The sequence below is a fragment of the Microbispora sp. H10836 genome (assembly GCF_012999525.1).
In the GTDB taxonomy this organism is placed as follows: Bacteria; Actinomycetota; Actinomycetes; order Streptosporangiales; family Streptosporangiaceae; genus Microbispora.
On sequence record NZ_JABBWU010000007.1, the window covers coordinates 165922 to 180263 of the forward strand.

Consider the following 14342-nt stretch of genomic DNA (forward strand, 5'->3'; position numbering starts at 1 on the left):
CACCGGTGCGTGAACTGGTGAGCGAGGCCGAGGTCGCCGCCGCCTCGGGCGACGACGACCTCCTCGTCTGGGCGGCGCAGGGCATGCGGCCCGGCGTACGCGCCTGGGCGTACGGCGACGCGGTGGCGGTGGCGAGCCCGGAGGCCTCCCGACGCGACCGCCTGGTGGTGCGGGGCGCACCCGGCCGGGTCGTCCCGCTTGTGCGGCACGCCCTGGCCGAGGCCGGGCCGTCGTACCGTCCCCTCGGCGACGCCGCGCTCGTCGAACAGGTCGTCGAGGCCGTGCCGGAGCTGGAGTTGGCGGCCCGCTTCTCCTGGATGGGCACCGAGAAGCTCGCCCCGCCCCGGGAGGGGACCGCGGGCCGGGAGTGGCCGCCCGAGTGGCTGGCGGACTCCGCCGCACCGGAGGTGGCCGCCCTGCTCGACGCCGCCAGCCCCGGCTCCTACGCCGTGCCGGGGCTGCCGCGGGTACGCCGGTGGGCCGGCGTACGGGACGGTTCCGGGGCCCTGCTGGCGGTCGCGGCCGACGCGTGGTCCGCCCCGGCGGTGGGCCTGCTCGCCGGTGTCGCGACCGCCGTACCGGCGCGGGGACGCGGGCTGGGGGAGCGGGTGTGCCGGTTCGTGGCGTCCGCGCTGATCGCCGAGCACGGCCGCGCGGCGCTGATGGTGGACGACTGGAACCATGCGGCCTTCGCCGTCTACGAACGGCTCGGCTTCGCCCGCCGCCGCGTCGCCGCCGCCGGGCTCCGCGCCTGACCGCCCACACCCGCGGCCGCCAGGTCGCGCCGCGCGTCGGGTAAGGGTGGCGGTGTCGACGCGGTTGTTCTCCGAGATCGGCCGGGATGATCTGATCCGGTTCTTCGGCTGATGTCGCGTTCATCGACCCGGGTCACGGGCGGGGTGCAACGGACCGCCTGGGGCTTGCTGTCCAGCTATGTAGGTTGCCGTGGCTTGGGTTCGTGCCGGATTGGGCCGGCATTCAACTGCCGAGGGCGCGCTTTTGCGGGTGGATCGCCTCACCGCGGGCGAGCATGTCAACGAACTGGGTGATACGGCGGGCTCGGGTCTCGGCGCGTTTGGCGTTCGCGATCCGATAGAGAACGGCGTAGCGGTTTTGGGAGGTGAGGATGTCGAACATCGCTTGTGCCTGGGGGTTCGCGGCCAATGCGGCGGCCAGGTCGGCTGGTACCTCGATGCCGGCTTGTCCCGCATAGGCCGTGTCCCAGCGGCCGTCGGCCTTGGCGCGTTCGACCTCGGTCATTCCGGCCGGATGCATCCGGCCCTCGCTGATCAGACGGGTGACGATGGAAACGTTCCGCGCTGACCAGGGACTTTGCCTTCCGCGAGGGGTGAAGCGCCGGCAGAAGGTGATCTCATCCCGCCGTCGTAGCCGACCATCGATCCAGCCGTGGCACAGCGCTTCGTCGAGCGCCTGGTCATAGGTCAGGCTGGTGGGCCGGGTCGTGTTCTGCTTGGCGAGGACCAGCCACACCCCTGCCGAGCTGTCGTGGTGCCTGCTGAGCCACTCCCGCCAGGCTCGGGCATCGGTAACGGTCAGTTCCAGTAGTTCGTTGCTCATCGTCGTACGCCCCTGATGATCATCAAAGGTTGGTTGCCGGCGGTCGCCCGAAGGTGGGAGCAGCCCAGGACGGGGGCCTGCCGGAAGTGGCGCTGGATCCGTCCATGGTGGAGCTGGCCGATCACGTCCTTCGCCACGTCGCCACCGCGGCCTCTGGACGGATGACGCCCGCCCGCCTTCACGAGGAGTTTTCGTTCATGCCGGCGACGTTACGGTATGACCCGGTCAAAAACGGTCCTGGTTATCGAGCAGACTGTTAGCCGTGGTCACACCTCGGCGCGGCTGCTGCGGCTGCTGTCTTTGCTGTCAACGCGGCAGTCCTGGACGTGCGCTGATCTGGCCGCCCAGCTGGAGATCACCGAACGGACGGTTCGCCGGGACATCGCCCGGCTACGTGAACTCGGCTACGGCATCGAATCGGAGATGGGCCCATGGGGCGGCTACCACCTCGGGCCCGGAACCAGCATTCCGCCACTGATCCTTGACGAGGAAGAGGCCCTCGCGGTCGCTGTCGGGCTGCGCACCGCCGCCTTCAGCGGAGTCTCCGGCAGCGACCAGGCAGCCCTGTCGGCGCTGCTGAAACTACGCCAGGTGCTGCCGGCCAGGATCGCAGGCCGGCTCGGCGAGCTGGACGCCGCGTTCACCCACACCGCACGACCCGACGACGACCAGATCTCCCCCGCGCTGCTGCTCGACCTGGCCACCGCATGCCGGCGAGGCGAACGCACCCGGTTGACCTACCGCGACAGGGCCGGAACGACGTCCACCCGACGAGTAGACCCCTACCGGCTCATCTACACAGGCCGCCGCTGGTACCTCCTCGCCTACGACCTGACGCGGCAGGACTGGCGCACCTTCCGTACCGATCGCATCATCGATGCCACAGCCACCGGGCAGGCCACTGCCCTGCCCGACCCGCCAGATCCAGCACAGATGGTCAGCACGGGCATCGCGCTGAGGCCATACCGGGTGCGGGTGACCATCCGCCTGGCCGTACCGGCCGATGAGGCCCGCAGGCTGGTGCCGCCAACGGTCGGCGTCCACCACCCGGACGGTGATGACGCCACGATCATCGACATCGGCGGGCCAGACGCCGACGGCCTGGCCCGCTACCTGCTCAGCCTCGGCCGACCACTCCAGATACTGCACCCGGAAGAGGTCCGCCAGGCATTCCTCGCCCGCACGCGACAACTCCTCAAGGACAACCAGTAACACAAACGATGATCGTGGGGGCGAGCGGCCCGGACGCGACCTGATCGGCCGCTACGCCGACGCCGCGCGCCCGGCGACGTGACCCCGCGGCCGGGTCACGGTCATGACGAGGCCGGGGCTGCCCCGCTTGACTTCAGAGCCGCCTGTACGATGCGGATCGCCTCGCCCGCGTCGATGCCGACGCTGGCGATCACGGCCGCGTAGTCGGCGGCGGCCCGGCGGGCCCGCTCGCGGCCCTCCTCCCCGGCGGCCGACACGAACGAGCCCGCCCGTCCGCGCGTTTCGATCAGCCCCGCCTCCTCCAGCTCCCGGTAGGCCCGGCCGACCGTGTTGACGGCCAGGCCGAGGTCGGCCGCGAGGTGGCGGATTGTCGGCAGCCGGGCGCCCACGGCAAGCGTGCGGTCCTGGATCTGCCGGGCGAGCTGGGCCCGCAGCTGCTCGAACGGCGGTACCGGCGAGGCCGCGTCGATGACGATCATCGGACGCTCATCACCCGCCGGGCCGCCGTCGCGCTCGACGGCGTCCTGACACGGAGCGCGACGCACGCGACCAGGCCCAAGATCACGTTTGCGACCGCGGCGGCACTCCACCAGCCGGGCGCGGTGCCGAACAGCAGCACCATGGGCAGCGACCACTGCACGTTCGGCGTGGTGAGGTCGCGGGCGTCCTCGACGCGCATGATGACGTCGGCGGTCAGCGACTCCTCGTCCTCCGCCACCACCGGGCGCCGCAGCAGGTGGCGCAGTTGCAGGACGGTGATGGCTGTCACGCCGAGCAAACCGATCAGCAGGACGACGGCCAGCTGCCGCACGGTGGGTTCGGGCACGGCCAGGGCGCTCCCGGCCAGCGCCATCGCGCCGGCGAACGTGGCGGCCGCGAAGACGGCGTACGGCAGGCCGAGCACGGCCCGCCAGCCGGGCTGGATCAGATGGGCGGCCCTGCGGGACAACGTCGCGCCCGCCCGCTGATCGACGCGTCGCACCCACCAGTCCAGCAGCGATTGTGCGAGCAGCAGCCCGGCCACCAGCGCGGTCAGGGCCAGCAGCGGCAGCGGGCGATGCGACTCGCGACCGTCGAAGACGGGAACGGCGGCGAGCGCGCTCGCGACGATCAGCACGGCCGGAATCGTGGCAGCGGCGAGGCGGGCACGTCCCCGGACCGCCAGCCTGTCGGCCAGCAGCGGCGTCGGGCGCGCACCGGAGAGGCCGTGCCGGGCCAGCCACGCGCCCGCCAGTCGCAGGTCGGCCGCACGCGCCGACGGGTCGGCGTCCGGTAACGGTTCACTGGTCATAGCCCCTCCTTTGTCGCAAGCTTTGTAGCAGTATGATGCGTCATACCTTGAGACAAAGTCAACGCTCCGCGGGCTCTCGCCGCCCCGGTGCCGCCGACGGCCCCGCCCTGCGTGAACCTGGTTGCACGAGCCTTACTGACGCCCTGCCTCGCCCCGCACGAGCACGCCGGGTCCCGTACCAGAGGCGGGCCCGAAATGCCCGTCCCAACCCAGCGGATAGGCGGTCCCATCGACCGACGTCGCGCATGGCTTCCGGAGCCGCCACGAGCACGACGCCGACCAACTTGATGATCAACGACGCCCGCGGCCCTTTCAGCCGTATTCCGGCCGTACCCCTTCTGCGGGCTTCGACCGGCAAGGCTCGCTGATGACGCGGACACTCTCCGCGACCGCGCCGCAGGCCCCGGCCGGTACGGCCCGGGCGCAGGCGGCAGGAGCGGCGCCGCAGGCGGACGATGGCAACCGCGCGGCAGCCGTGGCTTGGGTCCCCTTCGAGCCCGGCTCCACCGCTGGAGATCCGGTCGTCAGCGAGCCAGAACCGCCTCGCGACCGCTGATCTTCGTTCCGATGTTCCCGCCAGGCCGATTCAGCGCGGCCAGCACATCGGGCAGATCGCGCAGCGTGGTGATCCTCGTGACGGCGGGGGAGGAGGGACCGGGCTCGGCGCGGTACCGGTCGAGCCACACGCCCTGCATCCCGGCCCGGGCGGGGGCGACCGCGTCGAGCAGGAGGTTGTCGCCCACCATGAGCACCTCCTCGGGAGGCAGGCCCAGCTTCGCCGCCGCCCGCCGGTAACACTCCACGGACGGCTTGAACGCGCCGAGCGCGTCGGGCGTCAGGACCACGTCCATGCGGTCCAGGAGTCCGATGCGGCGCAGCTTGGCCTCCTGCTGCACCGGCAGGCCGTTGGTGAGCACGCCCAGCGCCGGGGCGTCGTCGAGAGCAGCCAGCGCCTTCAGTGTCCGATGTACGTCGGGGAAGGCGGCCCAGGCCGACTCGTAGTGGGTCAGGAATCCGGCGAACGCCGCGTCCGGGTCGGCCGGCTGGGGCAGCCCGAGCCGACGGCAGAACTCCCGTAGCCGCCTGCGCCGCTGCTCGGCGAACGAGCACTCCCCGGCGTGCCACGCCGGCAGGTGCTTGTTCTCCAGGTCGAGCCAGAGCGCCGGTGTCTCCGGCAGCAGCTCGTGACCGGGGCAGACCGACTCGGTCCAGCGGGTCGCGGCGTGCGCGACCGCCCGGCGATGGTCGAAAAGGGTCTCGTCGAGGTCGAACAGAATGGCCCTGATCACGAGTCCCCATCTTGACTGGGCCGTGTTTCCGTTGCGTTTCCTGACTGTGAAGGCATCGGGAGATGACAGGTAGGATATTTCCTACCTATTATGGGGTCGTGGACGTCACCCCCACCGCCGTACGGCGGCCGTCACCGACGGAAGACAGCGTCTTCGCCGCGCTCGCCAGCCCCGTGCGGCGCGAGGTCCTGCGCCTGCTGCGCGAGGACGGCCCCCAGTCCGTGCAGGACCTCGCCTCGCGCTTCGCCATGGCCAGGCCCAGCTTCTCCGAGCACCTGCGGGTGCTGCGCGAGGCGGGCCTGGTCAGCGAACGCAGGGACGGCAGGCGCCGGCTCTACCGCCTGGAGCCCGTCCCGCTCGCCCACGTCCGCGACTGGCTGGACCCCTACGAGCGGTTCTGGCGCGACAGGCTGTCCACCCTGCGTCACCTGCTCGACGACACCGCCAACGACACCGCCAACGACACCGCCAATGACACCGCCAACGACACCGCCGATGACACCGGCACCCGCGCCCATCCGGAGGAGAGGCCATGACCGACGCCGACGACCCCACCGTGCTGCACCTCGACGAGTACCTGGCGCACCCGCCCACCCGCGTGTGGCAGGCCCTGACCGACCCCGAGCTGCTCGCCCGGTGGTTCATGCCGGGGGACTTCCGCCTGAGCGTGGGCCACCGCTACACGATGCGCGGAACCGCCATGCCCGGCACCGGGTTCAGCGGCACCGTGCAGGCCGAGGTGCTGGCCTTCGAGCCCGGGCGCATGCTCCGGCTGGGCTGGCGCGACGCCGACCCCGACAGCCGGGCCGGCGCCGACTGGACCATCACCTGGACGCTCGAACCCGAAGGCCGGGGCACCCGCCTGTTCCTCACCCACGAGGGCTTCGACCCCGGCAACGAGTTGCAGCGCAGGGCCCGCACCATCATGGACGGCGGATGGCGCCGCTTGATGACCGGTTCGCTCGCCGCCGTGCTGTGACACCCGGCCGGGGCTCGATCGGCGACGATTCACTGCCAGGATCTGTACCGATCCTCAGCTGAAGGCCGTCTCGTCCGAGCCGACGGCCTTTCCGCGGGTCAGGCGTGCCGCGCCGCGTTCGCGTGGACGGCGTCGCGTACGTAGCCGCTCAGCCCTTCGGCGACCCGCTCGTAGTTGGCCGCGAAGCGCGGGTCGGCCACGTACATCTCCCCGAGACCCTTGTGGATCTCGTACGTGCAGTCGTAGAACCAGCGGGTGATGTGTGCCCGGTGCCGCTCGGCCACGTCCATCGCCCGTTCGCCGTCCGCCGGGACCCCCTCGGCGAAGGCCGCGGCGAACGCCTCCAGCACCTCGCCGGCCTCCGCCGCGATGGCCCGCCAGTCGTCCTTGGTGTAGCGGGCCGTGCGGCGGCGGCTCTGCTCGAAGGCGTCGGTGCCACCCCAGCGTTCCTCGACCTCCTCGGCGTACCGGTCGGGGTCGAAATCGCCGAACACCTCGAACCGCTCCTCGGGCGTGAGGGAAATGCCCATCTTCCTCGCCTCCATCGCGCGCTGGACCGCCGCCGCCATCTCCTCCAGCCGTCCGATCCTGCGCCGCAGCAGCTCGTGCTGGCGGCGCAGGTGGGTCAGCGGATCGGCGCCCGGATCGTCGAGGACGACGGCGATCTCCTCCAGGGAGAACCCGAGCTCCCGGTAGAACAGCACCTGCTGCAGCCGGTCGAGATCCGGCTCGGTGTAGCGCCGGTATCCGGCCGCCGACCGCTCGCTGGGCGTCAGCAGCCCGATCTCGTCGTAGTGGTGCAGCGTCCGCACGGTCACCCCGGCGAAGCGGGCGACCTGGCCGACCGAGTAGCCCACGGGTCCTCCTCCCTTCCGGACTTCGAGCCTGGGGCCTCACGCGGCGTGAGGGTCAAGCGGATCACGCGCGATGAAACTTTCGGCCCAGCTCACCTTGCTTGAGCAGCGCCAACAGAGGGATTTAGTTTGGACAATTGACATATTCCCGAATTTGATTCTACGGTGCGGGGGCTATCGTGCCGGGCGGTGGCCGTACGGCGCGAGAGCCCTCTCCGTCCCGTGCGCGCGTCCCGAAGGAGCGCAGATGCATCTCACACCCCCCACCACAAGTCCTCCGATCCTGCGGCGTGCGGCACGCCGGGCCGCCGCCGTGGCGGCGCTGCCGCTGGCCGCGGTGGCGTTGCACGCGGCGCCCGCGAAGGCGGCGGTCCCCGCGGCCGGCGGGACTTACCAGATCAGCGTCACCAAGAGCGGCATGTGCCTGGACGTCGTGTCCGGCTCCAAGAGCAATGGCGCGCTGCTGCAGCAGTGGGGCTGCTCCGGCGCCGCCTGGCAGCAGTTCACCCTCAAATCCGCCGGGTCCGGCGTTTTCACCATTGTGAACGTTAACAGCGGCATGTGCGTCGACGTCCCGGGCGGCTCGACCACCTCCGGGGTGCAGATCCAGCAGTGGGGCTGCGCCGACGGCCAGACCAACCAGCAGTGGCGGCTGGTGGCCTCCGGGTCGGGCACCTACCAGATCGTCAGCGTCGCCAGCGGGCTGTGCCTCAGCGACAAGGGCGCCTCCACCTCATCCGGCGCCGCCGTCATCCAGGAAACCTGCACCGCCAACACCAACAAACAATGGCTGTTCACCCCCGCCGGCACGCAGGGCACGGCCACCGTGGCCGCCGACGGCACGGGCAGGTACCGCACCGTCCAGGCCGCGATCGACGCGGTGCCGGCGAACAACGGCAGCCGCGTCGTCATCACCATCAAGCCCGGCACCTACCGGGAGATCGTCACGATCCCGGCCAACAAGCCGTACGTCACCCTGCAGGGCCTCGGCGGGTCGGCCCAGGACGTCGTGATCGTCAACAACCACTCCGCCGGCACCTACGGCACCTTCAACAGCGCCACCGCGTTCGTCAACGGCCACGACACCGCACTCACCAACCTGACGGTCTCCAACGACTTCGACGAGAACACCAGCAGCACCGGCCAGCAGGCCGTCGCGCTCAACCTCAACGCCGACCGGGCGGTCCTGTCCAACGTACGGCTGCTCGGCGACCAGGACACGTTCCTGGTCAACGCGTCCGCCCGCGCCTACATGACCCGCTCCTACGTCGAGGGCACCGTCGACTTCATCTTCGGCGACGGCACCATCGTGATCAACGACTGCGACATCTACGAGAAACGCAGCACCGGCGGGCCCATCACCGCCGCGCGGACCGACGCCGCCAAGACCTACGGCTTCCTCATCTACAAATCGCGCATCACCGGGGCGACGAACAACACCACCCAGCTGGGCCGGCCCTGGGGACCCAACGCCCAGGTGCTCTACCGCGAGTCCACCCTCAGCTCAACGATGAAGACCTCGCAGCCCTGGACCGACATGTCCGGCAACTCCTGGAAGAACGCCCGCTTCCTCGAATACAGGAACACCGGCGCCGGTGCCGGGGTGAACGCCAACCGGCCGCAGCTGAGCGACTCCCAGGCCGCGAACTACACCCCGCAGAAGTACCTGGCCGGATCCGACGGCTGGAACCCGGCCGGCTGACCACCCCCCGAGGAACAGACATGCGTGTCACCACACCCCGGGCCGCCGCCGTGGCGGCGCTGCCGCTGGCCGCGGTGGCGTTGCACGCGGCGCCCGCGAAGGCGGCGGGCGTACCTGGCCGGACAGGGCCGACGGCTTCGCCTCCACCAGCGGCATGGGCGACAGCACCACCACCGGCGGCGCCGCCGGCGCCACGGTCACCGTCACCACCTACGCCGACCTCGTGAAGTACGCCACCGCGAGCGAGCCCTACACGATCAGGGTGAACGGCACGATCACCGCCACCCCGTACGGCACGGAGCTCAAGGTCGCCTCGAACAAGACCATCGTCGGCGTCGGCACCAAGGGCCACATCGTCAACGGCGGCTTCTTCCTCGGCTCCGGCGTGCACAACGTGATCTTCCGCAATCTCACCATCCGCGACACCCGGATGGCCGACGACGACCCCGACGACAAGCTGTACGACTACGACGGCATCCAGATGGACAGCGCCCACCACGTCTGGATCGACCACAACACGATCACCCGCATGAACGACGGCCTCATCGACAGCCGCAAGGACACCTCCTACCTGACCGTGTCCTGGAACGTCCTGTCGGACAACAACAAGGCCTTCGGCATCGGCTGGACCGACAACGTCACCGCGCGCATCACGATCCACCACAACTGGATCCACGACAACAACCAGCGCAACCCCAGCACCGACAACGTCGCCTACGCCCACCTCTACAACAACTACCTGCAGAACATCGGCTCGTACGGCGACTACGCCCGGGGCGCGACCAAGATGGTGCTGGAAAACAGCTACTTCGACAACGTCAAGGACCCCTACTACAAGGACGACGCGGCGCAGCTGAAGCAGAGCGGCAGCATCGTCGTCAACTGCAGCGGACAGCAGGAGAGCGGCGGCTCGGCCTTCACCCCGAGCTCGTTCTACTCCTACACGCTCGATCCCGCCGCGGACGTCCCCTCCCTCGTGAAGACCTACGCCGGCCCCCAGGCGAACATCGGCCTGTGAGCACCCGGCCGCCGGAGGCCGCGACACCTCCGGCGGCCGGCCCGGCGACTCGCCGGCCGGCCGGGGGAGCGCTGGACTCTCCCACAGAGGGAGGGACCATCCTTGAGCACGTGAACGACCTCCTGTCGATCGGGCAGTTCGCCCGCCTCACCCGGCTCAGCGTCAAGCAACTGCGCCACTACGCGACACTCGGCCTGCTCGAACCCGCCTGGATCGACCCCGCGAGCGGCTACCGCTACTACCGCACCGCCCAGGCCCGCGACGCGCTCGTCATCGGACTGCTGCGCTCCCTCGACGTCCCCCTGCCCGTCGTCGCGGCCGTCCTGGCCGCCGGAACGGACGACGGCCAGGACGGCGGCACGGACGGCGGCCAGGACGCCAGGGGAGACGGCACCGGGGGAGCAGCCGCCGTGGCCGCCGCGCTCGCCAAGGTCAAAGAGGACCTGGAGGCCGAGCTCGCCCGCCGCAGGCGCGCCCTCACAACCCTCGAACGCGTCCTCGCCACCGGCCTGCCCACCGCCGAGGCCGCCGTCGTCACCGAACCCCCGCGGCCCGCGATCGTCGTCCGCGACCTGGCCGCGACCCCCGAGGACATCGGCCGCGCCACCTCCGCCTGCGTCGCCCGTCTCATGGCCGTCCCCATGACCGCCGCGCCCGCGCTCGTCGGGTTGTTCCCCCTCGACTACGGCGAGGCCGTCCCGGTCGCCGTCGCCCTCACCGGGCCGGACCTGCCGGACGTGCCCGGCGCCCAGCCCGACATCCTGCCCGGCGGCGTGTTCGCCACCGCCACCCACGTCGGCCCCTACGACCATGTCCCGCTCACCGCCCACGCCCTGCTCACCTGGTGCGCCGAACGCGGGCACACCCCCACCGGCCCCCTCCGTGAGGTCTACGTCTCCGACCCCGCGACCACCCCGCCCGAGCGGCTGGTCACCCACCTGATGATCCGGCTGGAGGGCGAACGATGAACCGGCACACCACCGCCCACATCCCCGAACTCGCCCACGCGGGCCTGCCCCACGAGATCCACCTCACCGGCGCCGAGACCGGCCCGGCGGCCATGCGCACCACCGTGCGCCGGCCCGTACGCGCCGCCTGAACACCCGCTACGCGTCCGGCCCGGCCTGGCCGTCCCGCCCGGCCTGGCCACGCCGGCGGCGCAGCAGCGGATGCGACCCCATCGCCACCTCGAGCTCCCCGGGCAGGTCGTCCCGGTAGCGGCCGAGCGTCGACAGATCGCTGTGCCCCAGCACCCGCCGCACCGCGTCCATGTCCGTGCCGTCCGCCAGCAGATGCGTAGCCGTCGTGTGCCGCAGCCCGTGCGGCGTCACCGCCCGCCGCCGCCCGGGATCCACCTGCCGCTGCACCCGGTCGATGACCGCCTGCACATCACCCCGCGCCAGCCGCCTGCCCCGCCACGACAGCAGCAGCGCCTTCTCGCCGTCGCCGCCCGCCCGCACCGCCAGGTACGCGTCGAGCGCCCCCGCCACCGCGTCGGGCAGCGGAACGTCGCGGGTCCGCCCGCCCTTGCCGAAGATCCGCCAGTAACGCAGCCCGTCGTTGGTGTAGAAGTCCTCCACGTTGGCCCGCACCAGCTCCGACACCCGCGGTCCCAGCGTGGTCAGCAGCAGCACCACCAGCGCGTCACGCACCTCCGTCCGCTGGTCGGCCCGCCGGCGGCGCCGCGCCGCCGGGCCCGCCGCCTCCGCGGGCGGCGCGGCGGGGGAGCCGGCCGCCTCGATCAGGCCCTCGGCCTGCTCCCGCGTCAGCGCCCGGCGCTCCGGCCGCAGCCCGCCCCGCTCCCGCGCCCGCACCGATGAGGCCGCCATCGGGTCCAGATGCACCCACCCCGCCGCCGCCGCGTGCCGGAACAGCGCCGACACCGACCGGCGGAACCTCGCCTGCGACGCGGCGCTCTGCCCTGTGCTAGTCCCGGTGCTCGTCCCCGGGCCTTTCGCCGTGCCTTTCCCCGTGTCCTTGCCCTTGACGTCGCCCTTCCTGCGCTCGTCCGGCTTGCGCGCGAAGGCCAGCAGCACCGCGTCCACGTCCTCGCCGGTCAGGTCGTCCAGCACCCGGTCCGGCCCGGCCAGCCGTACGAACGTGGCCACGTCCCGCGCGTACACCTCGGCCGTGGCGGGCGACAACCCACCCGTCACCGTCTTGGCCCGGACCAGCTCCACATAGCGGTCCGCGGCCTCCTGCACGGTCAGCCTGTTCACCTGTGCGGGCAGCATGATCGACACCGTACCGACACGCACCGACAGCGAACGCCGCGGCGGCGGTCTCCTACGCCCCGCCGCCCCCCGGGTCGGCGACGTCGATCGCCTCGACGAACAGCTCGGCCTCCGCCTGGCCCATCCCCGTCTCGCCGCGCACCAGGAACACCGCCTGCTCGCCGCGCCCAGCTGCCTTCAGCTCCCGCACCCGCGACGCCAGATCCGGCCGCGCGTGCCCCGGCGCCACCGGCAGCGGCCGCCCGGAGGCCAGGGCCTCGGCCAGGTCCTTGGCCTCCTTCAGCCCCAGCCCGGTCTGCTCGCGGATCAGCTTGATCGCCTCGATCTTCTTGCCCTCGGCGTACAGGTCCCGCACCCGGTGCTGCAGGTCGGCCGAGACCGGCGGCAGAAGCCCGGGGCTGCGCCAGGCCAGCGGCCCGGCGGGACGGGCACCGGCCCGCACGGCCGCGAATCCCACAGCGAGCAGCGCGATCACGATGATGGCGAGGATCAACACCTCGACCGTGCCCAAGCCGAACATGTGGTGATCGTAAGCCCTGCCCCACGGGACAGTCAGCCTTTCGGCATCGGCTTCAGCCGAGATACGGGATAGGACCGGCCATTCGCAGACCGGTCATGGTCGCGGCGAGGCCGCGTCCAGGAGAGCGCGTCCAGCCTTGGTGAGCTCGTGCGTGGCCGTACGACCGGCCCGGCTGCTGTCGATCAACCCGGCGTCCCGCAGGATCGCCAGGTGTTCGCTCGCCGTCGGGGCGGTGACGCCCACCAGCCTGGCCACAACGGTCGTCTGCAACGGAGTGGTGAGCGCGGCCAGGATCCTCGATCGAGTCGCTCCCAGTAGCCGGTCAAGGGATCTCGGCGTGGGGGGTGCCGCCCAGAGGTACCGCCCGGAGGCCGGGTAGTAGATCACCGGAGCCCAGTGATCTGAGGTGGTGCACTGCACCCGGTCGGTGATGAACAGCGACGGAACGAGAATGAGTCCCTCGGGACAGTCGACGTCGATGTCGACGGTCGACGCGACGGTGATGGTGTCGCCCTCGCACGCCGCGGAGTGGTGCAGGCGCGGGAGGACCGTGCGCAGCCCCTCTCGGTTGACCTGGATGGCCCGGTCCAGCATCTCGGCACGCAGCGCCTGCCGCATGGACGGCCACTCCGGTTCCATGGCCGCCTTCCAGAGGCGGCGCACCGCATCGGCGGCCTCCAACCTGGCCCGGTCGGGGTCATCGAGCAGTCGGCGGCCTACTTCTGCCCCACGCCCGACACCGGCGTCGACCAGCTCGGCGTGGACCTGGTCCGTCGGGGTGGAGAGGAGGGCATCCATGCCTTCGTCGAAGGTCGGCTCACTGGACATCGGCGACGGGTCAAGGAAGTCGGGCCGATACGCTCCATCGGCCATGAAGACCGTGAGCGCGCTCAGATCCAGGCCCGAAAGGCGGTGGCGGCGACGGCGAAGCCACTGGTGGAACATCGGGTGACGCTGCGGTTCGGTCAGGAGCCGGGCAAGACTGACCACTTCGTGGATCGGCGACATCGCCCATCGCACGCTCGCAGCACCAGCGCCCAATCGGTAGCGGATCACCTCCCTATTGTTAGGCCACCGCCGAAATGAGCGCGAGCGAAGCGGCGAAGCCCCGAGACTCGGGCCATGACCGAGACCAAGCAGACGGACTGGTTCTGCACGCAACCCGAGCAAGCCCGAAAGACGCGGACGATCCGGCTGGGCGCCGGCGGATCGACCATCGAAGTCCTCGCCGGCCCGGAGGAGACCAGCGGGATCGTGAGCGTCTACCGGTGGCGCATGTCGCCCTCCAGCCGGGGACCCGCACCGCACTTCCACACGACCTTCAGCGAGACCTTCATCGTCGAAGAAGGTGAAGTCGACTACTTCGACGGGCGGGCCTGGCGGACACTGCGGCCCGGCGACACCGCGCATGCCGCGGTGGGCGACGTCCACGCGCTCCGGAAGAAGCGCGCCGAACCTGCCACCCTCCTCATGGCGCTCTCGCCGGGCGTACCCCGGGAGGAGTACTTCGCGGAGCTCGCCACTGTGAACGAGCGGGACCTGAGCCGACTCCACCAAGCCCACGACAACCATTTCGTCGACGACCACGAACGCGTCCCGCCACCCCCGCACCAGCCGCCGTCCTTGCCGTAGTGCGGCACGGGTGTGCCTTCGCATTTTCCGAGA

Annotated in this window: 17 protein-coding genes; 9 read left to right on the forward strand and 8 right to left on the reverse strand. The window is 71.1% G+C overall.

Features of this window, described 5'->3' with window-relative positions; translation table 11 throughout:
• The first annotated feature begins 5 nt into the window (after positions 1-5).
• Positions 6-755: a GNAT family N-acetyltransferase gene (locus HHX30_RS15450; RefSeq protein WP_211592054.1), complete on the forward strand. Its 750-nt coding sequence runs from the start codon at positions 6-8 to the stop codon at positions 753-755.
• 223 nt (positions 756-978) lie between these two features.
• On the opposite strand, the gene HHX30_RS15455 is transcribed toward HHX30_RS15450, so the two are convergent.
• A complete protein-coding gene (locus HHX30_RS15455) occupies positions 979-1578 on the reverse strand; it encodes a YdeI family protein (RefSeq protein ID WP_169982633.1) in 600 nt (199 codons plus the stop codon).
• Positions 1579-1794: 216 nt separating this feature from the next.
• Between HHX30_RS15455 and HHX30_RS15460 the strand changes: the two genes are divergently transcribed.
• The gene (locus HHX30_RS15460; RefSeq protein ID WP_169982634.1) at positions 1795-2790 is read left to right on the forward strand and encodes a YafY family protein; all 996 of its coding nucleotides are present in this window, start codon (positions 1795-1797) and stop codon (positions 2788-2790) included.
• 101 nt (positions 2791-2891) lie between these two features.
• Here HHX30_RS15460 and HHX30_RS15465 read toward each other — a convergent pair whose 3' ends face one another.
• The 3 genes from HHX30_RS15465 to HHX30_RS15475 form a co-directional block, all read right to left on the reverse strand.
• Positions 2892-3269 carry a GntR family transcriptional regulator gene (locus tag HHX30_RS15465; RefSeq protein ID WP_169982635.1) on the reverse strand — a complete coding sequence of 126 codons (378 nt, stop codon included), beginning with the start codon at positions 3267-3269 and terminating at the stop codon, positions 2892-2894.
• Positions 3266-4081 carry a hypothetical protein gene (locus tag HHX30_RS15470; RefSeq protein ID WP_169982636.1) on the reverse strand — a complete coding sequence of 272 codons (816 nt, stop codon included), beginning with the start codon at positions 4079-4081 and terminating at the stop codon, positions 3266-3268. The genes HHX30_RS15465 and HHX30_RS15470 overlap by 4 nt, the downstream gene beginning before the upstream one ends.
• A 524-nt stretch (positions 4082-4605) precedes the next feature.
• Entirely contained in the window at positions 4606-5370 is a 765-nt protein-coding gene (locus HHX30_RS15475; RefSeq protein WP_169982637.1) for an HAD family hydrolase, read from the reverse strand.
• 98 nt (positions 5371-5468) lie between these two features.
• Here HHX30_RS15475 and HHX30_RS15480 point away from each other — a divergent pair, with 98 nt between their 5' ends.
• Complete coding sequence (locus HHX30_RS15480) at positions 5469-5906, forward strand: metalloregulator ArsR/SmtB family transcription factor (protein WP_311922434.1); 438 nt, start codon at positions 5469-5471, stop codon at positions 5904-5906.
• Complete coding sequence (locus HHX30_RS15485) at positions 5903-6349, forward strand: SRPBCC domain-containing protein (protein ID WP_169982639.1); 447 nt, start codon at positions 5903-5905, stop codon at positions 6347-6349. Before HHX30_RS15480 ends, HHX30_RS15485 begins: the two co-directional genes overlap by 4 nt.
• A gap of 98 nt (positions 6350-6447) precedes the next feature.
• Here the strand turns inward: HHX30_RS15485 and HHX30_RS15490 are convergent, their stop codons facing one another.
• Entirely contained in the window at positions 6448-7206 is a 759-nt protein-coding gene (locus HHX30_RS15490; RefSeq protein WP_169982640.1) for a MerR family transcriptional regulator, read from the reverse strand.
• Between the two features lie 244 nt (positions 7207-7450).
• Between HHX30_RS15490 and HHX30_RS15495 the strand changes: the two genes are divergently transcribed.
• The 4 genes from HHX30_RS15495 to HHX30_RS42700 all read left to right on the forward strand — a co-directional run bounded on the left by HHX30_RS15495 (position 7451) and on the right by HHX30_RS42700 (position 11022).
• Complete coding sequence (locus HHX30_RS15495; protein ID WP_169982641.1) at positions 7451-8905, forward strand: pectinesterase family protein; 1455 nt, start codon at positions 7451-7453, stop codon at positions 8903-8905.
• Between the two features lie 154 nt (positions 8906-9059).
• Complete coding sequence (locus HHX30_RS15500) at positions 9060-9923, forward strand: polysaccharide lyase family 1 protein (protein WP_169982642.1); 864 nt, start codon at positions 9060-9062, stop codon at positions 9921-9923.
• A 110-nt stretch (positions 9924-10033) separates the two neighbouring features.
• Positions 10034-10891: a GyrI-like domain-containing protein gene (locus tag HHX30_RS15505; RefSeq protein ID WP_311922435.1), complete on the forward strand. Its 858-nt coding sequence runs from the start codon at positions 10034-10036 to the stop codon at positions 10889-10891.
• Positions 10888-11022: a hypothetical protein gene (locus HHX30_RS42700; protein WP_259401403.1), complete on the forward strand. Its 135-nt coding sequence runs from the start codon at positions 10888-10890 to the stop codon at positions 11020-11022. Before HHX30_RS15505 ends, HHX30_RS42700 begins: the two co-directional genes overlap by 4 nt.
• A 7-nt stretch (positions 11023-11029) precedes the next feature.
• Here the strand turns inward: HHX30_RS42700 and HHX30_RS15510 are convergent, their stop codons facing one another.
• The 3 genes from HHX30_RS15510 to HHX30_RS15520 all read right to left on the reverse strand — a co-directional run bounded on the left by HHX30_RS15510 (position 11030) and on the right by HHX30_RS15520 (position 13622).
• Complete coding sequence (locus HHX30_RS15510; protein WP_169982643.1) at positions 11030-12157, reverse strand: tyrosine-type recombinase/integrase; 1128 nt, start codon at positions 12155-12157, stop codon at positions 11030-11032.
• A gap of 52 nt (positions 12158-12209) precedes the next feature.
• Entirely contained in the window at positions 12210-12677 is a 468-nt protein-coding gene (locus HHX30_RS40645; RefSeq protein WP_211592055.1) for a ribosomal protein L7/L12, read from the reverse strand.
• A gap of 93 nt (positions 12678-12770) precedes the next feature.
• Positions 12771-13622, reverse strand: coding sequence for a DUF5937 family protein (locus HHX30_RS15520; RefSeq protein WP_211592056.1), 852 nt, complete (start codon positions 13620-13622; stop codon positions 12771-12773).
• Between the two features lie 177 nt (positions 13623-13799).
• Between HHX30_RS15520 and HHX30_RS15525 the strand changes: the two genes are divergently transcribed.
• Complete coding sequence (locus HHX30_RS15525; RefSeq protein ID WP_169982645.1) at positions 13800-14309, forward strand: cupin domain-containing protein; 510 nt, start codon at positions 13800-13802, stop codon at positions 14307-14309.
• The last annotated feature ends 33 nt before the right edge of the window (positions 14310-14342 follow it).